Annotated in this window: 20 protein-coding genes and 2 tRNA genes; 12 read left to right on the forward strand and 10 right to left on the reverse strand. The window is 73.6% G+C overall.

Translation table 11 applies throughout. The features are described from left to right. The first annotated feature begins 24 nt into the window (after positions 1 to 24). Complete coding sequence (locus CR165_RS18780) at positions 25 to 1,008, forward strand: Bug family tripartite tricarboxylate transporter substrate binding protein (protein ID WP_181378237.1); 984 nt, start codon at positions 25 to 27, stop codon at positions 1,006 to 1,008. 3 nt (positions 1,009 to 1,011) lie between these two features. Here the strand turns inward: CR165_RS18780 and CR165_RS18785 are convergent, their stop codons facing one another. The 4 genes from CR165_RS18785 to CR165_RS18800 all read right to left on the reverse strand — a co-directional run bounded on the left by CR165_RS18785 (position 1,012) and on the right by CR165_RS18800 (position 4,775). Beyond that, a complete protein-coding gene (locus tag CR165_RS18785; protein ID WP_109518474.1) occupies positions 1,012 to 1,995 on the reverse strand; it encodes a glutathione S-transferase family protein in 984 nt (327 codons plus the stop codon). A gap of 73 nt (positions 1,996 to 2,068) precedes the next feature. Continuing rightward, a tRNA-Gln gene (locus tag CR165_RS18790) sits at positions 2,069 to 2,143 on the reverse strand. Beyond that, positions 2,134 to 3,054, reverse strand: a complete 921-nt coding sequence (locus CR165_RS18795; RefSeq protein ID WP_109518500.1) for a 4-(cytidine 5'-diphospho)-2-C-methyl-D-erythritol kinase — start codon at positions 3,052 to 3,054, stop codon at positions 2,134 to 2,136. The genes CR165_RS18790 and CR165_RS18795 overlap by 10 nt, the downstream gene beginning before the upstream one ends. Next, the gene (locus tag CR165_RS18800; RefSeq protein WP_109518475.1) at positions 3,051 to 4,775 is read right to left on the reverse strand and encodes a tetratricopeptide repeat protein; all 1,725 of its coding nucleotides are present in this window, start codon (positions 4,773 to 4,775) and stop codon (positions 3,051 to 3,053) included. Before CR165_RS18800 ends, CR165_RS18795 begins: the two co-directional genes overlap by 4 nt. 162 nt (positions 4,776 to 4,937) lie before the next feature. On the opposite strand from CR165_RS18800, the gene CR165_RS18805 reads away from it, so the two are divergent. After that, positions 4,938 to 5,576 carry a Tat pathway signal protein gene (locus CR165_RS18805; protein WP_109518476.1) on the forward strand — a complete coding sequence of 213 codons (639 nt, stop codon included), beginning with the start codon at positions 4,938 to 4,940 and terminating at the stop codon, positions 5,574 to 5,576. 45 nt (positions 5,577 to 5,621) lie between these two features. On the opposite strand, the gene CR165_RS18810 is transcribed toward CR165_RS18805, so the two are convergent. After that, a complete protein-coding gene (locus tag CR165_RS18810; protein ID WP_181378241.1) occupies positions 5,622 to 7,229 on the reverse strand; it encodes an electron transfer flavoprotein-ubiquinone oxidoreductase in 1,608 nt (535 codons plus the stop codon). A gap of 110 nt (positions 7,230 to 7,339) precedes the next feature. Here CR165_RS18810 and CR165_RS18815 point away from each other — a divergent pair, with 110 nt between their 5' ends. From CR165_RS18815 to CR165_RS18850, 8 genes are all read left to right on the forward strand, one after another. Then, positions 7,340 to 8,236 carry a uracil-DNA glycosylase gene (locus CR165_RS18815; RefSeq protein WP_109518478.1) on the forward strand — a complete coding sequence of 299 codons (897 nt, stop codon included), beginning with the start codon at positions 7,340 to 7,342 and terminating at the stop codon, positions 8,234 to 8,236. Between the two features lie 299 nt (positions 8,237 to 8,535). Further along, the gene (locus tag CR165_RS18820; RefSeq protein WP_245906586.1) at positions 8,536 to 10,119 is read left to right on the forward strand and encodes a lytic transglycosylase domain-containing protein; all 1,584 of its coding nucleotides are present in this window, start codon (positions 8,536 to 8,538) and stop codon (positions 10,117 to 10,119) included. A gap of 187 nt (positions 10,120 to 10,306) precedes the next feature. Then, entirely contained in the window at positions 10,307 to 10,627 is a 321-nt protein-coding gene (locus tag CR165_RS18825) for a hypothetical protein (protein ID WP_109518480.1), read from the forward strand. A gap of 87 nt (positions 10,628 to 10,714) precedes the next feature. Next, positions 10,715 to 12,850, forward strand: coding sequence for an ATP-binding response regulator (locus tag CR165_RS18830; RefSeq protein WP_109518481.1), 2,136 nt, complete (start codon positions 10,715 to 10,717; stop codon positions 12,848 to 12,850). After that, positions 12,847 to 13,254 (forward strand): response regulator, encoded by a 408-nt coding sequence (locus tag CR165_RS18835; protein ID WP_245906587.1) that lies wholly within the window; start codon positions 12,847 to 12,849, stop codon positions 13,252 to 13,254. Before CR165_RS18830 ends, CR165_RS18835 begins: the two co-directional genes overlap by 4 nt. Beyond that, a complete protein-coding gene (locus CR165_RS18840; RefSeq protein ID WP_109518482.1) occupies positions 13,247 to 14,884 on the forward strand; it encodes a diguanylate cyclase in 1,638 nt (545 codons plus the stop codon). The genes CR165_RS18835 and CR165_RS18840 overlap by 8 nt, the downstream gene beginning before the upstream one ends. A gap of 34 nt (positions 14,885 to 14,918) precedes the next feature. After that, a complete protein-coding gene (gene moaB, locus CR165_RS18845) occupies positions 14,919 to 15,458 on the forward strand; it encodes a molybdenum cofactor biosynthesis protein B (protein WP_109518483.1) in 540 nt (179 codons plus the stop codon). 90 nt (positions 15,459 to 15,548) lie between these two features. Next, positions 15,549 to 17,126, forward strand: a complete 1,578-nt coding sequence (locus CR165_RS18850; RefSeq protein WP_109518484.1) for an ABC transporter substrate-binding protein — start codon at positions 15,549 to 15,551, stop codon at positions 17,124 to 17,126. Positions 17,127 to 17,175: 49 nt separating this feature from the next. Here the strand turns inward: CR165_RS18850 and hemN are convergent, their stop codons facing one another. After that, positions 17,176 to 18,501: an oxygen-independent coproporphyrinogen III oxidase gene (hemN, locus tag CR165_RS18855; protein WP_109518485.1), complete on the reverse strand. Its 1,326-nt coding sequence runs from the start codon at positions 18,499 to 18,501 to the stop codon at positions 17,176 to 17,178. Between the two features lie 95 nt (positions 18,502 to 18,596). Here hemN and CR165_RS18860 point away from each other — a divergent pair, with 95 nt between their 5' ends. Next, positions 18,597 to 20,015, forward strand: coding sequence for a xanthine dehydrogenase small subunit (locus tag CR165_RS18860; RefSeq protein ID WP_245906588.1), 1,419 nt, complete (start codon positions 18,597 to 18,599; stop codon positions 20,013 to 20,015). Next, positions 20,012 to 22,312 carry a xanthine dehydrogenase molybdopterin binding subunit gene (gene xdhB, locus CR165_RS18865; protein WP_109518486.1) on the forward strand — a complete coding sequence of 767 codons (2,301 nt, stop codon included), beginning with the start codon at positions 20,012 to 20,014 and terminating at the stop codon, positions 22,310 to 22,312. The genes CR165_RS18860 and xdhB overlap by 4 nt, the downstream gene beginning before the upstream one ends. On the opposite strand, the gene CR165_RS18870 is transcribed toward xdhB, so the two are convergent. From CR165_RS18870 to CR165_RS18885, 4 genes are all read right to left on the reverse strand, one after another. Then, positions 22,309 to 22,725 carry an NfeD family protein gene (locus tag CR165_RS18870; protein WP_109518487.1) on the reverse strand — a complete coding sequence of 139 codons (417 nt, stop codon included), beginning with the start codon at positions 22,723 to 22,725 and terminating at the stop codon, positions 22,309 to 22,311. The genes xdhB and CR165_RS18870 overlap by 4 nt on opposite strands. Further along, the gene (locus tag CR165_RS18875; RefSeq protein WP_109518488.1) at positions 22,722 to 23,753 is read right to left on the reverse strand and encodes an SPFH domain-containing protein; all 1,032 of its coding nucleotides are present in this window, start codon (positions 23,751 to 23,753) and stop codon (positions 22,722 to 22,724) included. The genes CR165_RS18870 and CR165_RS18875 overlap by 4 nt, the downstream gene beginning before the upstream one ends. 70 nt (positions 23,754 to 23,823) lie before the next feature. Beyond that, a complete protein-coding gene (locus CR165_RS18880; protein ID WP_245906589.1) occupies positions 23,824 to 26,652 on the reverse strand; it encodes a phosphoenolpyruvate carboxylase in 2,829 nt (942 codons plus the stop codon). A 103-nt stretch (positions 26,653 to 26,755) separates the two neighbouring features. Then, positions 26,756 to 26,832 (reverse strand) — tRNA-Met (locus CR165_RS18885). Between the last annotated feature and the right edge of the window lie 46 nt (positions 26,833 to 26,878).

The following is a 26,878-nucleotide window of genomic DNA, read 5'->3' on the forward strand; positions in this document are numbered from 1 at the left end:
CGCCGAACCAGGGGAATACGATCCATGCTGCTGCCACGCCGCGCCCTGCTGGGCGCCGCCACCGCCCTCGCCCCTTCGGCCCTGATCCGGCCGGCCCGCGCCCAGGACAACTACCCGAGCCGGGCCATGACCATGCTGGTGGGCTTCGCCCCCGGCGGCGGCACGGACATCATCGCCCGGCTGCTCGGCCCCTCGCTGCACGCCGAGCTGGGCCAGCCCGTCACCATCGAGAACCGCCCCGGCGCCAGCGGCACCGTGGCCGCCGCCGCCGCCTCCCGCGCCCGGCCGGATGGCTACACCCTGCTGATGGGCACCGTCTCCACCCAGTCCGTCGTCGGGCCGCTGATGCGCACGCCGCCCTACGACCAGGACAAGGACTTCACCCCCATCGCCCTGGCCGGCACCGTGCCGCTGGTGGTGGTGGTGCCCGCCAACGCGCCCTACAAGGACATGAAGGGGCTGATCGAGTTCGCCCGCGCCAATCCGGGCAAGCTGAACTACGCCTCCTCCGGCGTCGCCACGCAGCAGCACCTGGCGGCGGAGATGCTGTGCCAGACGGCCGGCATCCAGATGACCCATGTGCCCTACCGCGGCACCGGGCAGGTGGTGAACGACCTGATCGCCGGCACGCTGGACCTCGCCATCGACACCATGCCGACGCACCTGCCGCATATCCGCAGCGGCACGACGCGGGCTCTGGCCACCACCCTGCCGCAGCGCGTGGCCGCCCTGCCCGACGTGCCGACCGTGGCCGAGAGCGGCTTCCCCGGCTTCGAGATCAATGTCTGGTACATGCTGCTGGGCCCGGCCGGGCTGCCGGAGCCGGTGGTGCGGCGCTGGTCGGCGGCGATGAACAAGGCGCTCTCCGACCCGGAGATCCGCGGCAAGCTGGAGGCGGCCGGCTTCATCCCCGGCGGCGGCTCGGCCGCGGATGCCGTGGCCCTGGTGCGGCGCGATGCGGAGCGCTACGGCGCGCTGGTGCGCAAGGCCAATATCCGCATCGAGTAGCGCCTACCCCGCCAGCGCCGCGCGGTCATGCGGCGCGGCGAGGTCCTGCGCAGGCCCGACCGGCACGATGCCGGTCGGGTTGATGCTGCGGTGGCTCTCGTAATAGTGCCGCTGCATGTGCCGGAAGTCGCAGGTCTCGCCGAAGCCCGGCGTCTGGAACAGGTCGCGCAGGTAGGGGAACAGCGCCGGGTAGTCGGCGATCCGCCGCAGGTTGCACTTGAAGTGCCCGTGATAGACGAGGTCGAAGCGCACCAGCGTGGTGAACAGGCGCACATCCGCCTCGGTCAGCACGCCGCCGCAGAGGTAGCGCTGGCGGGCGAGGCGGGCGTCGAGTTCGTCGAGCGCCGCGAACAGGGCGCGCGCCGCCTCCTCATAGACCTCCTGCGTCGTGGCGAAGCCGGCCTTGTAGACGCCGTTGTTGACCCGGTCGTAGACCAGGGCGTTGACGGCGTCGATCTCGCCGCGCAGCGCCTGGGGGTAGTGGTCGCCCGGCGCGGCACCGGCATCGTCGAAGGCGTGGTCGAACATCCGCAGGATCTCGGCGGATTCGTTGCTGACGATGGTGCCGCGCGCCTTGTCCCACAGCACCGGCACGGTGACGCGGCCGGTGTAGTCCGGCCGGGCGGCCGTGTAGACCTGGTGCAGGCAGCGCGCCCCGTGCAGCGGGTCCGGGATGACGCCGGGGCCGTCCTCGAAGGTCCAGCCATCCTCCAGCATCCGCCAGTGCACCACGGAGAGGCCGACCATCCCCTCCAGCTTCTTCCGCGCGCGCAGGATCAGAGTGCGGTGCGCCCAGGGGCAGGCCAGCGAGACATAGAGGTGGTAGCGCCCTGCCTCGGCCCGGAAGCCGCCCTCGCCGGAGGGGCCGGGGGCGCCGTCCGGCGTCACCCAGCTGCGGAAGGCGCTGTCCTTGCGCTCGAAGCGGCCGCCGGTCGATTTCGTGTCGTACCACTGGTCGCGCCAGACGCCATCCACCAACAGGCCCATGCGTGCTCTCCCTTCGCTCCTGGCACGGCAACGCGCGGGAGCGGCTTTCGGATGGCGGGAATGGCATGGGAGGTGGTTGGGGCGCCAGGATTCGAACCTGGGAATGGCGGTACCAAAAACCGCTGCCTTACCGCTTGGCTACGCCCCAGCAGGCTGACGCTCAGGCTGCTCGGCTGCTGAATAAAGGGGTTGCCCCCCCGCCGTAAAGCCCCCTCCCCACCGCCACCAGGCAGCCGGCAGGTGGCCGGCGGCGCGGGCCGCCCCGGCGGGGGTGGCGAACAGGCCGAAGCAGGTGGCGCCCGAGCCGCTCATCCGCGCCAGCAGGCAGCCGGGCAGCGCGCGCAGCGCCGCCAGCACCTCGGCCACTGCCGGGCAGAGGCCGATGGCCGCCGCCTCCAGGTCGTTGCCGCAGGCGGCGAGGCCGCGCGCCATGGCGGCGGCGTCCGGCCAGGAATCCGGCAGCGCGGCCGCGGCCGAGAAGCCGCCCCGCCGCGCCTTGAACACCGCCGGCGTGGCGAGCGGGATGCGCGGATTGGCCAGCACCAGCCCCGCCGCCGGCAGGGCGGGCGCGGCGGAGAGCAGCTCCCCCACCCCGCCCATCCGCGCCGCGCGGCTGTCGAGGCAGACCGGCACGTCGGCGCCGAGGCGCGCGGCCAGCGGCGCCAGCCGCGCCGTGCCCCAGCCCAGCCCCCAGGCGCGGTTCAGCAGGCGCAGCGCCGCGGCGGCATCGGCCGAGCCGCCGCCGATGCCGGAGGCCACGGGCAGGTGCTTCTCCAGCACCAGCCGCCCTTCGGGGGCACGGCCGGCGGCCTCGGCCAGCAGGCGGGCGGCGCGCAGCACGAGGTTGTCCGGCTCGGCCTCCAGGGCGCCGGCCTCCGGCCCCTCCAGCGCCAGGGCGAGCGGGCCGCCGGGCTGGTAGCGCAGCGCATCGGCCGCGCCGGCGAAGGCGGCGAGGCTGTCCAGCAGGTGGTAGCCATCCGCGCGCCGGCCGGTGACGTGCAGGTGCAGGTTGATCTTGGCCGGGGCGGTCTCGGCCAGCGGCGTCTCCGGCACCGTCAGCGCGGCGTGGTGGCGGGGGTGGAGGCGGCGGGGGTGGCGGCCGTGTCCAGCCCGTCGCGCAGCTTGGCGGCGATGCGCGGCGCGTCGCCCGGCTCCGGCTCCAGCGTCAGGGCGCGGCGCCACTGGTACTGCGCCTCCACCCGCCGGCCGGCGGCCCAGTAGACGTCGCCCAGGTGGTCGTTGATGACGCTGTTGCGCGATTCCAGCTCCACCGCCTTCTCCATCCAGCGGATCGCCGCCGGCAGGTCGCCCAGCTTGTAGAGCGCCCAGCCCAGGCTGTCGGCGATGTTGCCGTCCTGCGGGCGCAGCTCGGCGGCGCGTTCCAGCATGGCGCGCGCCTCGGGCAGCCGCGTGCCATGCTCCACCCAGGTGTAGCCCAGGTAGTTCAGCACGTAGGGCTGCTCGGGCGAGAGCGCGAGGGCGCGCTGGAAATCGGCCTCCGCCTGCTCCCAGCGGCCGGCGCGCTCCAGCGCGATGCCGCGCGCGTAGAACAGCGGCCAGTGCTCCCGCCCCGGCTGCGGCACCCGCGCCAGGGCGGCGGTGTAGGCCTCGGCGGATTCGGCCCAGCGCTCGCGGCCGCGCAGCAGGTCGCCCAGCCGCGCCTGCGGCTGCAGCGATTGCGGGCGCTGCTCGGCCAGGCGGCGCAGCGTGGCGATCGCCTCCTCCGGCCGGTCCAGCCGGTCCAGCAGCGTGGCGCGGCGCAGCGCCACCAGCGGCGCCAGCGGGTCGTCCCGCGGCACGTCGCGCAGCACGGCCAGCGCGCTCTCCGGGTGGCGCTCCTCGGCCAGGGCGTCGGCGGCGAGCAGCATGGCGGGGGCGAAGTCAGGGCGCAGGCGCAGCGAGAGGCGGGCCAGCAGCAGCGTCAGGTCCGGCGCCGCCTGGCCGCGGAGCGCGCTGGCCAGCGCCAGCTGCGCCTCCGCCATGCCCTCCACGGCCGAGGCCACGGCGCGGCCGCGCAACAGGCGTCGCCGCTCCTCCGGCGTGCTGTACAGGGACAGTTCGTCGCCGCTGGCGGTGACGCTGTCCACCAGCCGCATCGCCTCCACGGACTTGCCGCCGCGCTCCAGGATGCCGGCCACCACCTGCACCAGCCGCAGGTTGAGGTCCGCCGTCTCGGCCAGGGCGATGCGGGCGAGCTGCTCCGCCTCGCGCGGGCGGTTGGCGAGGTCGGCGATCATGGCGGCGTGCAGCGCGGCTAGGCCGCGCAGGCGATTGCCCTCGATCTGCGGCCGCAGCGTGGCGAGCGCGGCATCGGTGGCGCCGCGCCCGGCCTGGGCCCAGGCCAGCAGCAGCGGCTGCAGCACCTGCCCCGAGCCGCCGCGCGGCATGGCGCGCAGCCGCGTCTCGGCCCGCTCCCAGCGCCCGGCCATGGCGTCGGCGCCGACCAGCAGCATGTCGGCCAGTTCGCTGCGCGGCAGGCGCCGGGCCAGCCGCACCGCCTCCGAGCGGCCATCGAGCACGGTGGCGAGGAAGGCGCGGTTCAGCACCTCCTCCTCCTCCGGCGCCAGGCGCAGCGCTTCCAGCAGCTGGTCGGCGGCGCTGGCGGTGTCGGTCTCGGCGGCGGCGAAGCGGCCGGCCAGATAGGCTCCGGCGGCGGTGATGCGGGGCGGCGCGCCGGCCCCGGGCGGGGCGGCGGCATCGGGCGCCCCGCCTGCCGCGCATCCGGCGAGCAGGGCGGCGGCCAGCAGGGCGAGGCGACGCGGGGAGACGAGCATGACCATGCCCCGCAGCCTAGAACCTTTTCGCTCGTGCGGGAAACGCTTCGGAAAGCTTGGGCGTGACAGTCATGGCGGAACCTGCCGCGGCATGGCAGGATCGTTGCGACGGCAGGATGGCCGCCCGCCGCCCGCCGCCCCATCGACGACTCCGTGGAGGACCCCCTCATGCGTGCCCTGATGGCCGCGCTGGCCCTGTGGCTGGCCGCCGCCACCCTCTCCCCCGCCGCGGCGCAGAACCGCTTCTGGCTGGTCAACCAGTCCGGCCAGACCATCGAGAGCGCCTACGTCTCCCCCTCGCGCCTGAGCAACTGGGGGCCGGACATCCTCGGCCAGTCCGTGCTGCCGCCGGGCGAGCAGGTGCATGTGACGCCGCAGGCAAGCGACTGCGTGCTCGACATCCGCGTCCGCTACCAGGGCGGGCGCGAGGAGGAGCGGCGCAACGTCAACGCCTGCAGCCTCTCGCGCGTGGTGTTCGGCAATGGCGGCGGCGCGGGGGCCACGGTGCGCAACGGCGGCGGCGGCGCGGGCGGCAGCGTCTCGCGCGCCGCGGGCGACCCCTCCTTCAGCTTCGTCAACCGCACCGGCTCGGTCATCCGCGAACTCTACGTCTCGCTCAGCACCGAGCGGAACTGGGGACGCGACCGGCTGGGCGACGAGACGCTGGACCCGGGCAGCGACCACTGGGTGGAGCTGCCCTCCGGCCGCAGCTGCACGGTGGACATGAAGGTGGTCTATGCCAACGGCCAGTCGCAGGAGCGGCGCGGCATCGAGACCTGCTCGCGCGCCGATTACGGCTGGCGCTGAGGCGGCACGGGCCGGGGGAGATGCCCCCCGGCCCGCGCGGCGGCGTCACATGCCGCCGATGTAGTTCGGCCCGCCGGCGCCTTCCGGCGTGCACCAGTCGATGTTCTGGTCCGGGTCCTTGATGTCGCAGGTCTTGCAGTGCACGCAGTTCTGCGCGTTGATCACCAGGCGCGGCTCGCCCTCCTCGGCGCCCACCGCCTCGTAGACGGCGGCCGGGCAGTAGCGCGATTCCGGGGAGCGGTAGGTCTCCCAGTTCACCGGGCGCCACTTGGCCGGGTCCTTCAGCTTCAGGTGCGCCGGCTGGTCCTCCTCGTGGTTGGTGTTCGACAGGAACACCGAGGAGAGGCGGTCGAAGGTCAGCTTCCCGTCCGGCTTGGGGTAGGCGATCTTCTCGGACTGGGCGGCGGGCTTCGTCGCCTTGTGGTCGTAGTGGTGCGGCAGCGTCCAGGGCGCCTTGCCGCGGAACAGGTAGGTCTCCAGCGCCGCGTTGACCATGCCGCCATACAGCCCCCACTTGGCGAAGCCGGGGCGGATGTTGCGGACGGAGGAGAGCTCCTCCCACACCCAGCTCGCGCGCAGCGCCTCGGGGTAGCTCTCCAGCACCGGCGGCGCGGCCTCGTCGGCCAGGGCGGCGGCGGCGGCCTCGGCGGCCAGCATGCCGGTCTTCATCGCGGTGTGGGTGCCCTTGATCTTGGGCACGTTGAGGAAGCCCGCCGTGTCGCCGATCAGCGCGCCGCCCGGGAACACCAGCTTCGGGATGGATTGCAGCCCGCCCTCGTTCAGCGCGCGGGCGCCGTAGGCGATGCGCTTGCCGCCCTCCAGCATCTTGCGCACCTCGGGGTGGGTCTTGAAGCGCTGCATCTCGTCGAAGGGGGAGAGCCAGGTGTTGGGGTAGTCGAGCCCCACCACGAAGCCGATCGAGACCAGGTTCTCGCCCAGCATGTAGAGCCAGGCGCCGCCATAGGTGTCGCTCTTCAGCGGCCAGCCGACGGAGTGCCACACCTTGCCCGGCGTGTGCCGCTCCTTGGGGATCTCCCACAGCTCCTTGATGCCGAGGGCGTAGGTCTGCGGCTGCACCCCCTCGCGCAGGCCGAAGGTCTCGTGCAGGCGCTTGGTCAGCGAGCCGCGGCAGCCCTCGCCGAACAGGGTGTAGCGGGCGCGCAGCTCCATCCCCGGCTGGTAGTTCGGCCCTTCCTCGCCCTCGCGCGTGATGCCCATGACGCCGGCGACGACGCCGCGCACCACGCCCTCCTCGATGATGGTCTCGGAGGCGGCGAAGCCCGGGTAGATCTCGACGCCCAGCGCCTCGGCCTTCGCCCCCAGCCAGCGGCAGACATTGCCCAGGCTGACGATGTAGTTGCCGTGGTTGTTCATCTGCGGCGGCGTCGGCAGCTTGTAGGCCTTCGTCTCGGTGAGGAACATGAAGCTGTCCTCGCCGGCGGGGGTGGCCAGGCCCGGCGGATCGTCGCGCCAGTCGGGCAGCAGCTCGTCGAGCGCGCGCGGCTCGATCACCGCGCCGGAGAGGATGTGGGCGCCGACCTCCGAGCCCTTCTCCACCACGCAGACCGCCGCCTCCGGCGAGAGCTGCTTCAGCCGGATCGCCGCCGCCAGCCCCGCCGGGCCGGCACCGACGATCAGCACATCGAATTCCATGCTCTCGCGCTCGGACACCTTGCCGTTCTCCCTTTGTCGTCCCGCACCCAGCGCCTTAGCCCGATCGCGGGTTGCGCGGAACCCCATCGCGCCCCGATATGGCGGGAGCCATGAACGCCGCCCCCCGCGACCTCTCCGAGACCGAGGCCCTGCTCGCCGCGCTGCGGCTGCAACTGGACTGGGGCGCGGACGAGGCGCTGGCCGAGGCGCCGCTGGACCGGCTGGCCGCGCCGCCGCCCCGCCCCTCTGCCGCCCCGGACGGCATGGCCACCCCGGCGCCCGCCGGGCCGCCGCCGCCACGGGCGCCGCGCCGCCCGGCGCAGCCCGCCGCCCCCTCCCTGCTGCCCGGCGCGCCGCCGCCGCAGCCGGTGCAGGCCGCCGCCAGCCTGGCCGCCGCCGCGCACAGCCTGGAGGCGCTGCGCGAGGCGATGCGGGAAGTGCCCACCCCGCTGCGCGACACCGCCACCAACCTCGTCTTCGGCGATGGCAACCCGGAGTCCGGGCTGATGCTCATCGGCGAGGCGCCGGGCGGCGACGAGGACCGGCTCGGCCGCCCCTTCGTCGGCGTCTCCGGCCAGCTGCTCGACCGGATGCTGGCCAGCATCGGGCTGGACCGCGCGGCGGAGGAGCCGGCGCGCGCCTTCTACATCACCAACATCCTGCCCTGGCGCCCGCCGGGCAACCGCACGCCGACCGATGCCGAGATCACCCAGTTCCTGCCGCTCGTGCTGCGCCACATCGCCCTGGTGAAGCCGCGCCATGTGGTGATGCTGGGCGGCGTCTCGGCCAAGGCGCTGCTGCGGGCTAAGGAGGGCATCACCCGGCTGCGCGGCCGCTGGCACGCCATGCCGGTGGAGCAGGCGGGCGAATCGGCCACGCTGCCGGCGCTGCCCACCCTGCATCCCGCCTATCTGCTGCGGAATCCGGCCGCCAAGCGCGAGGCCTGGGCCGACCTCCTGTTGCTGCGGCGCACGCTGGACGGCGAAAACCCGCCCGCCGAGGGATAGATTGACGCCATTGTGATTGAACTTTTTCGTCGTTTCTCCTGATATCGCGCAGTTCGTCTCTTGACGTGGGATTTGTCGCGCGTTCCGAAGTTGCCCGAACGCTTCCATCCGGTTAACGCCAATCCGCCATGCGAGCGTTCTGCACCATGGCCCTGCGTTCACCTGTCCTCGCCCTCGGGCTGGGATGGGCGGCGTCGCTGTGTGTCGGGGCTCAGGTCCCGGCCATGGCGCAACGGGCCGGAGAGACCGCCCCCCTTGAGCGGGCTTTGAGTGTCCCACACCCCACCCTGGAGACAGGCGTGGCGGGACTCCCACATCCCCTGGCCCCGTCCGACGCGGCGCGCCTGACCCGGATCTTCCGGTTGCAGGCGCAAGGCGACATGGTCGGCGCGGCCCGGGAAGCCGAGCGGTTGGAGGACCGGCGGCTGATGGGCCATGTGCTGGCCGACCGCTGGCGCCAGCCGGGCGCGGCGGAGCCCACGGTGCCGGAGCTGTACGCCTGGCTGGCGGAGTATTCCGACCACCCGGACGCCGCCCTGGTGCACGCCATGCTGCGCCGCCGCCTGCCGCGCAACGCGCCGCAGCCCCCCGCCCCGCCCGACGAGTACCTGGCGGCCGAGACGGATGTGGTGCCGGAGGAGCGCGAGCCCGCCGCCCGCGCCCTCAGCGCCGAGGCGCGCGGGCAGAGCGAGGCGGCGCTGGCCCTGTTCCACAAGGGGCGCGACGAGGAGGCCCACCGCCTCGCCGCCCAGGCCGCGCGGCGCTTCCCGCAGGCGGCGCAGCCGGCCTTCGTCGCCGGCCTCTCGGCCTGGGGCATGGGACGGCCGGACCTGGCGCTGGCCCAGTTCGAGGCCGCCGCGCGGGCCGACAGCGCCACCCCCGCGCTGCGCGCCGCCGCCGCCTTCTGGACGGCGCGCGCCGCCATCCGCACCCGCCGGCCGCAGCTCTACGTGCCCTGGATGCTCCAGGCCGCGCAGGAGCCGCGCACCTTCTACGGGCTGGTGGCGCGGCGCGTGCTGGGGCTGGCCCCCGGCTTCGCCTGGGAGCGCGAGCTGGCCGGGGCCGCCGAGGGCGCGGCGCTGGCCGAGACCGCGGCCGGCTGGCGGGCGCTCGCCCTGCTGCAGATCGGCCAGAGGGAGCGGGCGGAGCAGGAGCTGCGCCGGCTCTGGCCGATGGCGCAGGGCAATTCCGGCCTCTCCCGCGCCATGCTGGCGGTGGCCAGCCAGGCGGGGATGACCGACCTCGCCGCGCAGGTCGCCGCGCTGGCGCAGACCAATGACGGCCGCCCGCGCGACTACGACCGCTTCCCCATGCCGCAGCTGGAGCCGCTGAGCGGCTTCCGGGTGGACCCGGCCCTGCTCTACGGCCTGGCGCTGCAGGAATCCCGCTTCGACCCGAAGGCGGTCTCGCCCGTGGGCGCGCGCGGGCTGATGCAGATCATGCCCGCCACCGCCGCCTACATCCTGGGCGACCCCAGCCTGCGCGGCGCCGGCGGCCTGCGCCGGCTGCACGACCCGGCCTTCTCGCTGGAGCTGGCGCAGCGCTACCTGCACCACCTGACGGCGCGCGAGGTGGTGGATGGCGACCTGATCCGCCTGCTCGCCGCCTACAACAACGGCCCCGGCAATGTCGGCCGCTGGGCGCCGAACGTGCGGCACCAGGACGACCCGTTCCTGTTCCTCGAATCCATCCCGGTGGGCGAGACGCGGGTCTTCGTGCAGCGCGTGCTGTCCTATTCCTGGATCTACGCCAGCCGCCTCGGCCTGCCCTCGCCGAGCCTGGACGCGCTGGCGGGCGGCGACTTCCCGCGCTTCGGCAGCGCGCCTCTGGAACTGGCCGAGCAGCCGCCGCTGCGCGGCGTGACGCGCACGGCCGCCCGGTGAATGGCCCGGGCCGGACCGCCGCCCGGCGGCCCGGCCCGTCCAGAAATTCGCGAATTGTGCTGATTTTTTTGAAAAATCGCTGCTATTTCCGGTAGTTGCACGGCGCCCCCTGCGCGTGCGAAGTGCAGCGGGCGCATCCCGCGCCGGAGCGGCATCCGCCGCTCTCCGCCTGCCACCGGATTGCACCATGGCCAGCCCGCTCCGCCGTATCCGCCTCACCACGCTCGGCGTCTCGGTGGTGCTCCTGGCCTTGCTGCTGACGGGCGCCATGGTGGTGGGCCGTGTGCTGAGCGACGGCCGCGCCCAGCGCGAGGCGATGGATGGCAGCCACCGGCTGGTGGCCGGGCTGCTGGAGATGCGCAACACGCTGTTCGAGATCGTGGTGGAGCGCAACCTCATCCTCTCGCGCAATCCCGCCAGCTCGCGCGCCACCTACGAATCCAACCTGGCGCGGCTGAGCGAGCGGCTGGAGACGCTGAAGGAGCTTGCGGCCGACAGCCCGCTGTAGGCGGCGGCCGCCGCCGAGCTGGGCGAGGCGCTGGACCTGTTCGTCGCCCGGCTCAACGGGACCCTGGCGCGCGATCTTGGCGAGGGAATGGACCTGGCGATGCTGCTGCGCGAGACCAGCGGCGAGCGCAACCGCCTGACCAGCCGCATCGACGTGATGGTGGCCCATGAGCGGGCCGAGCTGCAGCGATTCAACGAGAACTACGCCGGGCGGGTGGCGCAGCTGCGGCTGGTCTTCGTCCTGCTCTTCGGCGCGCTGCTCGCGCTCTCCCTGGCGGCGATCTGGGGCTTCTACCGCTACCTGCACGGCAACGCCCTGCGCTACCAGGCGCTGGAGGAGGCCAAGCAGGCGGCCGACGCCGCCAACGCCGCCCTGTGGGACAGCCGCGGCCAGCTGCAATCCATCCTCGACCATGCGCGGGACCCGATCCTGCTGGTCGATGCCGGCAGCCGGGTGCAGGTGGCCAATGCCGCCGCCGCGCGGCAGTTCCGCCAGCCGCTGGCCGAGATCATCGGCAGCCCGATCCAGGCGCTGGTGCCCTCCTATGGCGCGCGCTCGGGCGAGGTGCAGGCCCGCCGCGCCGATGGCAGCGTCTTCACCGCCGACCTCTCGATCGGCCGCTACACCGAGAGCGGCAACAGCGCCGCCGTCTGCGTGCTGCGCGACGTGACGGAGCGGCGCCGGCTGGACGAGCTGAAGAGCGAGTTCGTCTCCACCGTCAGCCACGAGCTGCGCACCCCGCTCACCTCGATCCGCGCCTCGCTCGGGCTGGTGGTCGGCGGCGTCGCCGGCGCCCTGCCCGAGGAGGTGCGCGAGCTGCTCGACATCGCGCACAAGAACTCCGAGCGGCTGGTGCTGCTGGTCAACGACATCCTCGACATCGAGAAGATCGAGGCGGGGCGGCTGGAGTTCCGGCGCGAGCGGGTCTCGGCCCATGCCCTGCTCGATCAGGCGCTGGCCGCCAACGCCGCCTACGCCGCCCAGTTCAACGTGCGCTTCGAACGGCAGGATGCCGGCAGGGCCGATGCCGATGTCTATGCCGATGTCGCGCGCATCCAGCAGGTGCTGGCCAACCTGCTCTCCAACGCCGCCAAGTTCTCCCCCGCCGGCAGCAAGGTCGAGCTCTCCCTCCTGGTCGAGGCAGGCGACGTGACCTTCCAGGTGCGCGACCATGGGCCGGGCATCCCGCAGGCCTTCCGCGGCCGCATCTTCCAGCGCTTCGCCCAGGCGGATTCGAGCGATGTGCGGCAGAAGGGCGGCACCGGCCTCGGCCTCTCCATCAGCCGCGCCATCATCGAGCACCACGCCGGCAGCATGGGCTTCACCGATGCCGAGGGCGGCGGCACCGTCTTCTTCTTCACCCTGCCCCGGCTGGTGGACCGCGAGGTCCTGCCCCTGCCGCCCGCGCAGGAGGCGCGCCGCCCGCGCGTGCTGATCGTCGAGGACGAGCCCTCGGTCGCCATGCTGCTGCAGATGCTGCTCGACGAACATGGCTGGGACGGGATGATCGCGCACAACGCCGAGGAGGCCTTTGCCTGGCTCGACCGCCAGTCCTTCGACGCCATGACGCTCGACCTGATGCTGCCGGACGTGGACGGCATCTCGCTGTTCCGCCGCCTGCGCCAGCGCCCCGACGGCAAGGCGCTGCCCGTGGTGGTGATCTCCGCCACCGCCGCGCAGGGCCGGCGGGAGCTGAACGGCGACGCGGTGGGGGTGGTGGACTGGCTGGACAAGCCGATCAGCCAGAGCCGGCTGCGCGACGCGCTGCGCCGCGCCCTGCAGGGCAATGAGGGCCCCGCCCGCATCCTGCACGTGGAGGACGACCAGGACATCACCCGCGTCGTCTCCGCCGTGATGGGCGAGGAGGCGCAGCTGGTGCCGGCGCGCAACCTGGCGGAGGCGCGCGCGGCGCTCGCCGGCACGCTGCGCTTCGCCCTGGTGATCATCGACCTCGGCCTGCCGGATGGCAGCGGGCTCGACCTGATCAAGGATATCCGCGCCATGGACCGGCCGCCGCCGGTGCTGATCTTCTCCGCCACCGACGCCGACCAGCACACGGCGCGCGAGGTGGCCGGCACGCTGGTGAAGAGCCGCACCGAGAACCGCGTGCTGCACGACACCATACGCCACCTGATGGACGCCGCCCGCCCGCCCGGGGCCGAGGCCGGCCCCGAGGCACGACAGAACCCCGAGGCACGACAGAACACGGAGACGCTGGCATGAGCCATGGCGGCATGGGCGGCGAGGCGCTCTCGCGCATCCTCTACGTCGAGGATGACCACGATGTGCGCAAGGTGGCCACCTTCGCGCTGAAGATGGTGGGCGGCTTCACCGTCGAGCCCTGCGAATCCGGCGAGCAGGCGCTGGAGAAGGCGGAGGGCTTCGCGCCGCAGCTGCTGCTGCTGGACGTGATGATGCCCGGCATGGACGGCCCCACCACGCTGGAGCGGCTGCGCGCCCTGCCCGCCATCGCCGGCGTGCCGGCGATCTTCATGACCGCCAAGGTGCAGCCGCAGGAGGTGGCGCGCTACCGCGCCCTCGGCACGCTCGACGTCATCTCGAAGCCCTTCGACCCGATGACGCTCTCGACCATGGTGCGCACCATATGGGCCAAGCGCGATGACTGAGCTGGCGGGCGCCGAGACGGAGATGCGCGATGCCCTGCGGCGCCTGCGCGCCGACGGGGTGCAGCGCCTGGGCGAGCGGGTGCGCGAGCTGGTGGCGGGCTGGGCGGCGTTGCAGCCCCGCCGCCCCTGGGACGCGGTGGACCGCGCCCGGCTGGGCGAGCTGGCGGCCTCGGCCCACCGGCTGGCCGGGGCGGGCGGCACCTTCGGCTTCCCCGGCCTCTCCAAGGCCGCGGCGCCGCTCGAGCTGCTGCTGCTCGGCCTGCGCGACACCCCCTCGCCGCGCGGCGACCGGCTGCGCCAGGCCAGCGCCCAGGTGGAAGCCGTCGCCGCCGCCTGGGCGGCCGGCTCCGCCGGCGCCGAGGAGGCCGGCGACGCCCCCGGCCAGGCCAGCCAGGCCGAGCATGGCGAGCCCATCTTCCTCTTCGCCGAGCCGGAGGAGCAGGCGCTGCTCTCCGCCGTCATCGCCAATCTCGGCTACGGCGTGAGGCGCGCCTCGGAGCGCGAGGTACTGGAGGGCATGCTGCCCGAGAGCCGGCTTTCCGCCGCGGTGATCGACGATGCGGTGCCGGACCCGCTGGCGGTGTGCCGCCGCCTCGCCGGCCGCTGCCCGCTGATCCTGCTGGCCGAGGACAGCTCCTTCGAGAACCGCCTCGCCGCCGCCCGCGCCGGGGTGGAGGCGCTGGTGGCCAAGCCGCTGGAGGTGAACGAGCTGGCCGACTGGCTCGACCACTTCGCCGGCGCCCGCGCCGAGACGCGCTACAGCATCGTCATCGTCGACGACGACCAGCTGCTGGCCGCCGCCTATGCCATGGCGCTGCGCCAGGCGGGGATGCAGGTGACCAGCGTCTCCGACCCCGCCCAGGCGATCGAGGTGATCGCCGCCGCGGCGCCCGACCTGATCCTGATGGATCTGCAGATGCCGGGGATCGACGGCATCGAGCTGGCGCGGGTGATCCGGCAGACGCGGCGGCATCTCTCGCTGCCCATCCTGTTCCTCTCGGCCGAGCAGGACACGCAGCGGCAGATCCTGGCCCGCCGCCTCGGCGGCGACGACTTCATCCCCAAGCCGGTCGATCTCGACCGGCTGGTGACGCTGGTGCGGCTGCGCGCCGAGCGCGCCCGTTCGCTGCGCGCCGTGATGGAGAGCGACAGCCTGACCGGCCTGCTCAACCATGCCCGCTTCAAGGAGCGGCTGGTGCTGGAGCTGGAGCGCGCCCGCCGCCACGGCCACACGCTGAGCCTGGTGATCTTCGACCTCGACCACTTCAAGTCGGTGAACGACAATTACGGCCATCTGGTGGGGGACCGGGTGATCCGCGGCCTGGCGCGCAGCCTGCAGAAGCGGCTGCGCCGCACCGACGTGATCGGCCGCTATGGCGGCGAGGAGTTCGCCGCCCTGCTGATCGGCACCGCGCCGGCGGAGGCGCACGGCATCATCGAACACCTGCGCGAGCGCTTCGCCGCCGCCTCCTTCGACACGGAGAGCGCCAGCTTCAGCGTCACCTTCAGCGCCGGCATCGCGGGCAATGCCGGTGGCGTGGAGGCCGAGGCGATGATATCGGCAGCGGATGCCGCGCTGTACGCGGCCAAGCGCGCCGGGCGGAACCGGGTGATGGTCGCCCCCGCCTGAGCCGCGCGCCCCAGACCGCGAGAGGGCCCGCCACATGCCGATCGACGAATCGCTCCGCTTTCTGCCCGTCTCCATCGCCGTGCTCACCGTCTCCGACACGCGCGACCTGGCCACCGACCGCTCCGGCGCGCTGCTGGCCGAGCGGGTGGCGGCGGCCGGGCACAGCCTGCATTCCCGCCGCATCGTGCGCGACGAGCCGGACGCCATCGAGGCGGTGCTGCGCGAATGGGTGGCGGACCCGGCGGTCGATGTCGGCATCACCACCGGCGGCACCGGCATCACCGGCCGCGACGTGACGCCCGAGGCCTTCGCCCGCGTGCTGGAGAAGGAGATCGGCGGCTTCGGCGAGCTGTTCCGGATGCTGAGCTACGCCAAGATCGGCACCTCCACCATCCAGTCCCGCGCCCTGGGCGGCGTGGCGGGGGGCACCTACCTGTTCGCGCTGCCCGGCTCCTCCGGCGCGGTGAAGGACGGGTGGGACGACATCCTGCGCTTCCAGCTCGACAGCCGCCACAAGCCCTGCAACCTGGTGGAGCTGATGCCGCGGCTGCAGGAGCACCTGCGCGCCGGCTGACCCCCGCGCTCTCCCCGCGCTCCCCCATTGCGGGCCGCCGAAAAGGCCTTAACGTCCGTGGCCAAACGAATCTCCAGGGAGCCGCTTCCGATGCGCCGTATCCTCCTCGCCACCGCGCTGCTCGCCGGCACGGCGCTGGCCGGCCTGCCGGCCGATGCCAAGACCTTCCGCTGGGCCAATGACGGCGACGTCAACTCGATGGACCCGTATACGCGGCAGGAGACCTTCCTCCTCTCCTTCATGGCCAACATCTACGAGCCCCTGGTGCGGCGCGACCGTGACCTGGAGCTGGAGCCGGCCCTGGCCGAGAAGTGGGAGCAGACCAGCCCGACCTCCTGGCGCTTCACCCTGCGCCAGGGCGTGAAGTTCTCCGACGGCACCCCCTTCACCGCCGACGACGTGCTGTTCAGCGTCCAGCGCGTGCGCTCGAAGGGCTCCAACCTGCAGTCGGTCATCGCCTCGGTGTCCGAGGTGCGGAAGATCGACGACCACACGGTCGACTTCATCACCCGGATGCCCGACCCGATCCTGCCCCAGGGCCTCACCAACTGGGCGATGATGTCGAAGGCGTGGGCGGAGAAGAACAACGCCACCACCCCGGCCGACCTGACCTCGCGCGAGGAGAATTTCGCCACCCGCAACGCCATGGGCACCGGGCCCTTCAAGCTGGTCAGCCGCGAGCCCGACCGCCGCACCGTGCTGGAGCCCAATGCCGGCTGGTGGGACAAGCCGCAGCACAACCTGACCCGCGTCGAGCTGAACATCATCGCCAATGACGCGACGCGCGTGGCCGCCCTGCTCTCGGGCGAGGTGGACATGCTCTACACCGTGCCGCCGCAGGACGTGGAGCGCATCCGCCGCGCGCCGAACACCCGCATCCTGCAGGGGCCGGAGCTGCGCACCATCTATCTCGGCATGGACCAGCTGCGCGACGAGCTGCTGAAGTCCGACGTGAAGGGCAAGAACCCCTTCAAGGACGTGCGCGTCCGCCAGGCCTTCTACCACGCCATCGACATCGAGGCGATCAAGAGCCGCGTCATGCGCGGCCAGTCCCGCCCCACGGGCCAGATCTTCGGCCCCGGCGTCAACGGCTTCGAGGAAGCCAACGACACCCGCTACAAGTACGACCCCGAGGCCGCCAAGAAGCTGCTGGCCGAGGCCGGCTACCCGAACGGCTTCAGCCTGACGATGGACTGCCCGAACGACCGCTACGTGAACGACGAGGCGATCTGCACCGCCGTCGTCTCCATGCTGGCGCGCGTGGGCGTCAAGGTGACGCTGAACGCGCAGACCCGCGCGCGCTACTTCGCCGAGATCAACCCGCCCAACTACAACACCAGCTTCTACATGCTGGGCTGGACGCCGACGACCTACGACGCGCACAACGCCTTCTTCAACCTGGCCGGCACGCGCGACGGCACGCGCGGCGTGTTCAACAATGGCGGCTTCTCCAACGCCGCGCTGGACAAGCTGATCCAGGACATGTCGGTCGAGTCCGACGAGACCAAGCGCAACGCGATGATCACGCAGGCCAGCAAGATCATCCACGACGAGGCCCTCTACCTCCCGCTGCACCAGCAGCAGGTGGTGTGGGCCACGCGCACCAACATCGAGCTGGTGCAGCCGGCGGACAACTACTTCCCGCTGCGCTACGTGCAGGTGAAGTAACGCCGCGACGGGACCGGGGCGCGCCCGCCTGGGGGCGCCCCCTCCTCTCTCAGGCCGCCTGGCTGTGGCGGCCGGGGCCCTGGCCCAGATAGGCGTCGAACGCCGCCGCCACATGGCGCAGGAAGCGCCGCTCCCGCACCAGCAGCCAGCCGCGCCGCTCCGCTACCACGCCATCGGCCCGCAGCGCGTCGAGGCGCGGCCGTGCGGCGGCCAGCACCGCCTCCGGCACGGCGGCGAGGTCCAGCTCCAGCTCGCACATCAGCCGCTCGATCAGCCGGCCGCGCAGCCGGTCCTCGTCCGAGAGGGCGCGGCCGCGCGCCACCGGCAGCCGCCCCTCCGCCACCGCCGCCAGCCAATCCCGCTCGCCCGCCAGGTTCTGCGCGAAGCCCGCCGGCGCGCGGCCGATGGCCGAGGCGCCGAGGCCGAGCAGCACCGGCGCCGTGTCCGTCGTGTAGCCCTGGAAGTTGCGGCGCAGCGTGCCGGCGGCCGCCGCCCGTGCCATCGGGTCCGAGGGCCAGGCGAAATGGTCGAGGCCGATGCGCAGATAGCCCGCCCCCTCCAGCACCGCGGCGGCGGCCTCCGCCTGCTCCAGCCGAGCCATGGCGTCGGGCAGGGCGGCGCTGTCGATCGCTTGCTGGGCCGGCTTCATCCAGGGCACATGCGCGTAGCCGAACACCGCCACCCGATCCGCCTGCAATTCGGCGGCGAAGCGCGCGCTGGCCTCCACCTGGGCGATGCCCTGGCCCGGCAGGCCGTACATCAGGTCGAGGTTGATGGCGCCGATGCCCTGCCCGCGCAGCATCGCCACCGCCCCGGCCACCTGCTCGTTGCTCTGCACCCGGCCGATGCGCTGCTGCACGGCGGGGTTGATATCCTGTACGCCGAGGCTGGCGCGGTTGATGCCGCCCTCCGCCAGGGCGGCGGCGATCTCCGGCGTCAGCACGCGCGGGTCCAGCTCCACCGCCAGCTCGGCCGTGTCGCGGAAGGCGAAGCGGTCATGCAGCCCGGCCAGCAGCCGCGCCAGCCCCGCGGCGCCGATGGCCGAGGGCGTGCCGCCGCCGAGATGCAGCGCCGAGACCCCCGCATAGGCCGGCAGCGCCGCCGCCAGCAGCGCCGCCTCGTCGAGCAGCGCCCCGGTGTAGCGCGCGAGCCGCGCGGGCTGGCGCGTCACGCTGGTGTGGCAGCCGCAATACCAGCAGAGGCTCTCGCAGAAGGGAATGTGGACGTAGAGCGAGAGCGCCTCCGCCGCGCCGATGCCGGCCAGCCAGCGGCGGTAATCCTGCTCGGCGAGCGGCTGGAAATGCGGCGCGGTGGGATAGGAGGTGTAGCGCGGCAGCGCGGCGGCGGCGTAGCGGGCGGCGGTTTCGGGCGACATGCCGCTGGATTAGTCTGCCGGCGCCGCGCCCGCCTTGCGCTGGATCAAGCCGGCGCCGGAAAGCCGCGTGGCGCCGCGGCGCGGGATTTGCTTCGATGGCCGGCATGAGCAGCCGCATCGCCCTCACCCTGAACGGCCAGCCCCGCACCCTGCCGGCGGACACGCCCCCCGGCATGACCCTGCTCGACTGGCTGCGCGGCCCTGCGCCGCGGGGGGCGGGCCTCACCGGCACCAAGGAGGGCTGCGCCGAAGGGGATTGCGGCGCCTGCACCGTGGTGATCGAGGCGGCGGATGGCGCCCGCACCCCCGTCAATGCCTGCCTGGCGCTGCTCGGGCAGATGCATGGCCGGGCGCTCCGCACGGTGGAGGGGCTGGTGGCGGCGGATGGCGCGCCGCACCCGGTGCAGCGCGCCATGGCCGAGAATGATGCCACGCAATGCGGCTTCTGCACGCCCGGCATCGTCATGTCCGCCTGGGCGCATTCCCGGTGCGGCGGCGCGGCGCATGAGGCGCTGGCGGGCAATCTCTGCCGCTGCACCGGCTACCGCCCGATCCTCGGCGTCTTCGCCGCGCTGGAGGATGACGGCGCGCCCGCCGCCCCGGCACCCGCGCTGGAGGGCGGCAGCGAATTCGCCGTGCCCGGGCAGGTCTTCCACGCCCCCGCCACGCTGGAGGCGGCGCTGACCCTGCGCGCCGCCCACCCCGAGGCATGGCTTCTGGCCGGCGGCACCGATCTCGGCCTGCGCGTTTCCGAGCACCGCGAGCGGCCGGCGCGCATCCTCTCCCTCGGCGCCGTGCCGGAACTGGCAGAAACGCGGCTGGCGCCGGGGCTGCTCACCGTGGGCGCGGCCCTGCCCTATGCCCGCCTGCTGGACCTGCTGGCGCGGGCGCCGGAAATGGCGCCACTGGCCGCGCATCTGCGCCGCCTCGGCTCGCGGCAGATCCGCGGCCTCGGCACGCTAGGCGGCAATCTCGGCACCGCCTCGCCGATCGGCGACACGCTGCCGCCGCTGCTGGCGCTGGGGGTGCGGGTGGTGCTGGGCTCGGCCCGGGCGGGCGAGCGCGTGCTGGATCTGGCCGAGTTCATCACCGGCTACCGGCAGACGGCCCTGGCGGCGGACGAGATCATCCTGCGCGTCGAGATCCCGCGCCCGCCGGAGGGCGCCGTCTTCGCCTGCGAGAAGCTCTCCAAGCGGCATGACCAGGACATCTCGGCCGTCGCCGCCGGCTTCCTGCTGCGGCTGGAGGGGGGCGTGGTGGCGGAGGCGCGGCTGGCCTTCGGCGGCATGGCCGCCACCGTGGCCCGCGCCCCGCGCGCCGAGGCGGCGCTCGCCGGCCAGCCCGTGACGGAGGAGGCCTTTGCCCGCGCGGCGCAGGCGCTGGCGGAGGATTTCGCCCCGCTCTCCGACTGGCGGGCGGGGGCGGAGTACCGGCTGCATAGCGCCCAGGGGCTGCTGCGCCGCCTCCACTGGCGCATCGCCCGCCCCGACCTGGCGCTGGAGGTGCAGGCATGACCGACGCCCCGCCCCCTCCCGCCGCCACCCGCACCGGCATGGGCGCCGCGCTGCGGCAGGACAGCGCCCTGCAGCACGCCACCGGCGCCGCCCGCTTCACCGACGACCTGCCCGAGCCGCCCGGCACGCTGCACGCGGCGCTGGCCCTCTCGCCCGTGGCCCATGGCAGGCTGGCGCCGCTCGACCTCGCCCCGGCGCGGGCCGTGCCCGGCGTGGTGGCGGTGCTGGGGCCGGCGGAGGTGCCCGGCCGCAACGACATCTCCCCCAGCGGCAAGGCACTGGAAAAACTCTTCGCCGAGGGGCTGGTGGAGCATTGGGGGCAGCCGCTCGCCCTGGTGGTGGCCGCCACGCGGGATGCCGCCCTGGCCGGCGCCGCCGCGCTGCGGCCGGAGATCGCGCCCCTGCCGCCCATCCTCTCCATCGAGGCCGCGCTGGAGACCGGCGCGCTGCTGATGCCGCCCCAGGTGATCGAACGCGGCGGCTGGCAGGCGGCGCTGGAGGCCGCGCCGCTGCAACTGGCCGGGGAGTTCCGCTGCGGCGGGCAGGAGCATTTCTATCTGGAGGGGCAGATCACCCTCGCCGTGCCGGGCGAGGATGGGGACATCACCCTGCACGCCTCCACCCAGCACCCGACGGAGGTGCAGCACATCGCCTCCCGCGTGCTGGGCTGCGACTACAACCGCGTCACCGTGCAGTGCCGGCGCATGGGCGGCGGCTTCGGCGGCAAGGAGAGCAACGCCTCCTGGATCGCCGCCGCCGCCGCGCTGGCGGCGCGCGCCACGGGCCGGCCGGTGAAGCTGCGCCTCTCCCGCAAGGCAGACATGGCGGCCACCGGCAAGCGCCACCCCTTCCTCTTCCGCTGGCGCGCCGGCTGCGACGCGGAAGGCCGCCTGCTGGCGCTGGACGCGACGCTGGCCGCCGATGGCGGACACAGCCTGGACCTCTCGGCCGGCGTCATCTTCCGCGCCGTGACCCACGCGCTGAACGCCTATGACGTGCCGGCGCTGCGCGTGACGGGCCTCGCCTGCAAGACCAACACGGTGAGCAACACCGCCTTCCGCGGCTTCGGCGGCCCGCAAGGGGCGCTGCTGATGGAGGATGTTCTGTTCAGCATGGCCCGCGCCACGGGGCGCCCGGTGGACGAGTTGCGCGAGCGGAACTTCGCCGGCGGGCCGAACGGGGCGGAAACACCCTATGGCCAGAAATTGGAGGGCGAGCTGATCCGCCGCGTCTGGGCCGAGGCGAGGCAGGGCGCCGATTGGGAGCGCCGTCGCGCGGCGGCGGAGGCCTTCAACGCCGCCCACCCCACCCTGCGCCGGGGCCTGGGCGGCTTCGCGCTCGCCTTCGGCATCTCCTTCGGCATCATGGCGATGAACCAGGCGGGCGCGCTGGTGCATGTCTACACCGATGGCTCGATCCGCCTGAACCATGGCGGCACCGAGATGGGACAGGGGCTGTTCATCAAGATCGCCCAGGTGGTGGCGGAGGTGTTCGGCGTGGAGGTGGAGCGCATCCGCATCACCGCCACCTCCACCGCCGAGGTGCCCAACACCGCCCCCACCGCCGCCTCCACCGGCTCCGACCTGAACGGATGGGCGGCGCACCAGGCGGCGGGCGCCATCCGCGCGCGCATGGCCGGCATCGCCGCCACGGCCTGGGGCGTGCCGGAGGAGGAGGTGATCTTCGCCGATGGCCACGTCTCGGCCGGCAACCACCGCATGCGCTTCGGCGAGCTGGCGCAGCTCTGCTGGGCGCAGCGCGTCAGCCTCTCCGCCACGGGGTTCTACAGGACGCCCGACATCCACTGGGATCCGGTGGCGATGCGCGGCCACCCCTTCTTCTACTTCTCCTACGGCGCCGCCCTGGCCGAGGTGCTGGTGGACACCCTCACCGGCGAATACCGCGTGCTGCGCGCCGACCTGGTGCAGGATTGCGGCCGCAGCCTGAACCCGGCGATCGACCGCGGCCAGATCGAGGGCGCCTTCCTCCAGGGCCAGGGCTGGCTGACCTGCGAGGAACTGTGGTGGGACGCGGACGGGCGGCTGCGCACCCTCGGCCCCTCCACCTACAAAATCCCCGGCTCGCGCGAGATGCCGGCCGAATTCAACCTGCGCCTGCTGGCGGACGCGCCGGCGCGGGCCAACACCATCTTCCGCAGCAAGGCGGTGGGCGAGCCGCCGCTGCTGCTGGCCACCTGCGTGTGGAACGCCCTGCGCGACGCCGTGGGCGGCGCGCGGCTCGACCTGCCGGCGACGCCGGAGCGGGTGCTGGCGGCGCTGCGGGCGGGCGGCGCCTAACCCTCCGGCCGCACCAGCAGGGTGAGGCCCTCCACCGCCACCACCCGCACCGTGCTGCCGGGGGCGGCGCCCTCCAGCGGGCGGGCGGGCCAGTCGGAATCCCCGACGCGCACCCGGTCGGCGGCGAGCATCACCCCGGCGCGGCCGACCAGCCCGGAGCCGGGGGCGTTCACCGTGCTGCGCCGGGCGGCGGCGCGCGGCCGCAGCCAGACCAGCGACAGGCCGATGCCCAGCCCCAGCAGCAGCACGAAGGCCAGCAGCGCCACCGGCAGGGAAGGGTCCAGCAGCAGCACCAGCAGCCCGGTGCCCAGCGCCGCCGCCCCCACCCAGATCAGGAAGGCGCCGGGCAGCAGCATCTCGGCCGCCATCATCAGCAGCCCGGCCACCACCCAGACCGACCAGGGCAGGCTCACGGGGCGGCGCCCGGATCGGTCCAGGGGCCGGGCCGGGTTTCCGGCACCGGGCCACGGCGAGGGGCACCCCCTGGCGCCGGGCCAGGCACGGCCGGGCCGGCGGCCATGGGCGGCAGGGTGGCGTTGCGGAACATCTCCACCGCGCCGGCGATGCCGCCCGCCAGCCCGGAGGCCTCCATCGGCACCACCACCAGCTTCGAGGCCGGGTTGCCGGCGAGCTGGCCGAAGGCGGCGATGTAGCGCTCGGCGATGAAGTAGTTCAGCGCCGCCTCGCCGCCCTCGCGCGCCGCGGCGGCGACGGAGCGGGTGGCGGCGGCCTCGGCCTCGGCCAGCCGCTCGCGCGCCTCGGCGTCGCGGCGCGCGGCCTCCAGCCGGCCTTCCGCCTCCAGCACCTGGGCTTCCTTCTCGCCCTGGGCGCGGGCGATGGCCGCCTCCCGCTCGCCCTGCGCCCGCATCACCGTGGCGCGGCGCTCCCGCTCGGCGATCATCTGCGTGTTCATGGCGATGACGAGGTTGGCGGGCGGCTCGATCTTGCGGATCTCGACGCGCGTCACCTTGGCGCCCCAGGGGTCGGTGGCGCCGTCCAGCACGCCGAGCAGATGGGTGTTGATCTTGTCGCGCGAGGAGAGCGCCGAATCGAGGTCCATCTCGCCGATGATGGCGCGGATGTTGGTCATGGCCAGTGCGGTGAGCGCCTGGGTCAGGTTCTGCACCTGGTAGGCGGCCTTCTCCGGGTCCATCACGCGGTAATAGACGACGCCATCGACCGAGACGTTGGCGTTGTCCCGCGTGATGACGGCCTGTTCGGGGATGTCGAGCACCGTCTCCTGCACGTTCATGCGGCGGCCGATGACGTCGATATAGGGGATGATCAGGTTCAGCCCAGGCGGCAGGACGCGGGTGAAGGCGCCGAAGCGCTCCACCGTCCAGGCCTCGCCCTGCGGCACGGTGCGGATGCCCTTGAAGGCGGTGAGGACCGCCAGCAGCACCAGCACCACCAGCGCGATCAACGTGCCGTTCACGTCCATGCATTCGTCTCCCCCCGCCCGGAAGGGCGGCGGGGGGAGGATAGGCCCGTCCCGCCCGGGCGGGCCAGCCTCAGCCGAAGGCGCCGCATTCCAGCGAGACCACCGCGCTCACCTCCCGCACCAGGCTGAACAGCTCGCGCAGCGGGCGGATGATCTCCTCCTGCTCGCGGCCATAGCCGCCATGCCGGGGCGCGGGCGGCTCGGCGAAGTCCAGCTCGGCGCCGGGCGGGTCGGCCATGGGGAAGACCTGGTCGAGCAGGGCCACGGCGCCCTCCACGTCTAGCCGCAGCAGGCGCTGCACCAGCCCTTCCCGCGTGAGGCCGTGGCGGGGCGAGAAATCCGGCACCTCCACCGCCAGCAGCCAGATGCGGTGGATCAGGCAGAGGCGCAGCGCGTGCAGGGCGAAGAGCCGGTCGCTCATGCGCGGCACACCGGGGCCGCCGCCGATGGCCCCCGGCGGGATCGGCAGGTCGGACGGCCAGGCGGCGCGGAGGGCGAGGTCGTCCGCCTTCAGGCGGCGGAACACGGCGCGGGCGGGGTCGCCCAGGCGCAGCTCCTCCAGGGCGGTGGCCACGGCCAGCAGGGCGGCGGCGCGGCCGGGGCGGCGGGTCTGCGCGGCGCGGGCCAGCCAGGTGGCGGGGTCGAGGCTCGCCACATAGCCCAGCAGCACATCGGCATCCGAGAGGGCGAGGCCGGCGCGGGCGAAGGCCAGGGCGTTGGCGAAGCGCGGGCTGCGGCGCAGCAGGTCGGCGAAGGCCTCCGTCTCCTGCACCGCGCCATGGCCGAGGCCGTGCATCAGGTTGGCCGGAAAGCCGAGCTGCTGCAGGACGGCGTTGTTCGGGATGGCGCGCAGCTCGCGCGGGTGGCGGATGGTGGCGGGGCCGCCCGTGTCGCTCTGCCGGTTGGCGGGGCGGCTGCCGGTGCGGTCCAGCAGCGCCGGGCCGAAGGCGCCGAGCAACGCGGCATAGCCCGGATCCTCCACCAGCCCGTTGAAGGCGGCCCGCGCCCCGGCGAACAGGTCGGTGGCGAAGCCGCCCTCGGCATAGACCGGGTCCGGCTCGCCCCCGGGGAGCGGCGCGAAGGCGTGCTCGGCGATGCGCGCCACGGCGGCGTGCGCCAGGGAGGGGGTGCCGAAGAGCAGGTAGCCGTCGCCGCCCTGGAAGGAGGTCTCCACCCGCGTCGGGATGCCACGGGCGGCGAAGGCGGCGCGCACGGCAGGCGGGTCGAGGTAGTCGAAGCGCGCCGCCAGCCCGTCGGGGTGGCCACCGCGGCCGAGGCCCTCGCCATGGGTGTCGAACAGCACCACCTCCAGCGATTGCAGCCCGTGCCGCGCCAGCAGTTCCACCACCCGCAGCTTCAGCCGCTCGATCAGGTGGGTGGCGGCGACCTGGCCGACATAGCGGCCGGAATCGGAGTAGCCGAATTGCAGGCAGAGCCGCCCCACCCGGCGCAGATGCGCCCGCCAGTGCGGGCTGCGCAGCGCCTCCTCCACCACCCGCTCGCCGCGCCGCTCCAGCGCCTCGGCGGTCTCGAAGAGGGGGGAGATCTCCACATGGTCCTCGACGCCGGCGAGGCGCGCCAGCAGCAGGGCGGCGAGCAGGGTGTAGCCGCTCTCCGTCTCGGCCACGAGGAAGCGGACGGGCTGGCTGGCGTCGATATGCTTGGCGATCTGCGCCACGGTCATCATCAGCCGCGCGGCGGAGGCCTGCTCGGCCATCAGCCCGCCCATGTCGACCGGCTCGGCCGAGACCTCCTCCAGCGCCGTGTTGATGGCGGCGAAGAGGGCGCGGCGGCGCGCCGGGTCCTCCGGGCCGCTGCCGAGATGCGGGAAGCGCAGCCGCGCGGCGTTGTGCAGCTGGGCGGCGTTCAGCCGCACATGGGTGTGCGCCAGGGAGAGGCCATGCGCCACCAGCCCGGCCCGGGCGACGCAGAGGGCAAGCCGTGTCTGCTCCTCCGGCGCGGCGGCGATGGCGGCGGGGAAAAGCTCGACCAGCGGCTGCGGCGTGGTGAGGGCGGCCTCCCGTTGGCCGACCAGGGCCTGGGCGAAGGCCTGCGCCGCTTCCGGCTTCACCGGCCCGGTGGGAGGGCAGGCTTCGATCTGGGCCTCGACCGCCGCCAGCGCCTCCTCCAGCCGGCCGCGCAGGGCGGCGGTGCAATCCTCCGGCAGGGCGGCGATCTGGGCGGCGAGGCGGGCCAGTTGCAGCCGCTTCATCCGCAGCCGCAGGCGCAGCGTGTCGTGCCAGCCGATATCGGTTCGGCCATCCGTGTCATAGCCCACCCAGGAGGCCAGGATGACGGGGCGCGGGTTGAGCTGTGTCCAGCGGTCCGGCCAGATGGCGCGGGCGGTGCCGAGGAAGGCGGCGGCCAGCCGGTCGAGCGCATCGCGGCCATTGGCGATGGCGGCGGCGGCCTGCTCGAACTCCTCGGTGAGGGTGGGCGCGGTGGGGCGGAGCGGCAGCGGATCGGGCAGCGGCAGGCCGCCCGCCGCCTGGGCCAGCGCCCGCGTCGATTCCCGCGGCAGGCTGAAGGTCGGGTGGGCGGTGAAGACGGCGGCGGCGCGGGGCCGCTCGCAGGCGGCGCGGAAGGTGGCCAGCGGCACCGGGCTGTCATCCGGATCAGGACGGGCCAGGCGGGTGGCGAGGCCGGCCAGCGCCGCATCCGCCCCCGCCAGCCCGGCGCCGGCGGCATGTGCCAGGCGTTGCGCGCGGTCGAGGAAGGCGGCGCGGCCGATCTGCCGCAGCGCATCGGCCATATCCGCATGGGAGGCCTGGCCCTCGTCCAGCTGCCGGCTCAGGGCCAGGGCGACCGACAGCACCGGATTGGCGAAGGGATCGCCCCGGCTGGCGGCACGGGCGGCGGCGGCGAGGGCGATCAGCCCGGCTTCGGTGAAGGACGGCATGGCGCGCATGCTGCACAAGCGAAAGAACTTTGTCGCCTGCGGATTTGTCTCGGGAAGACCGAACGCAGAAAGCCACCCTTTTGGGGTGGCTTTTTGTGTGATTTGGATGCGGGGACAGGATTTGAACCTGTGACCTTCAGGTTATGAGCCTGACGAGCTACCGGGCTGCTCCACCCCGCGGTGGTGAGAGTATCCGTGTGTTTGTTAAGTTCCGGCTTGGTGGCCC

This window comes from Teichococcus aestuarii, from assembly GCF_003116135.1.
Taxonomy (GTDB): domain Bacteria; phylum Pseudomonadota; class Alphaproteobacteria; order Acetobacterales; family Acetobacteraceae; genus Pseudoroseomonas; species Pseudoroseomonas aestuarii.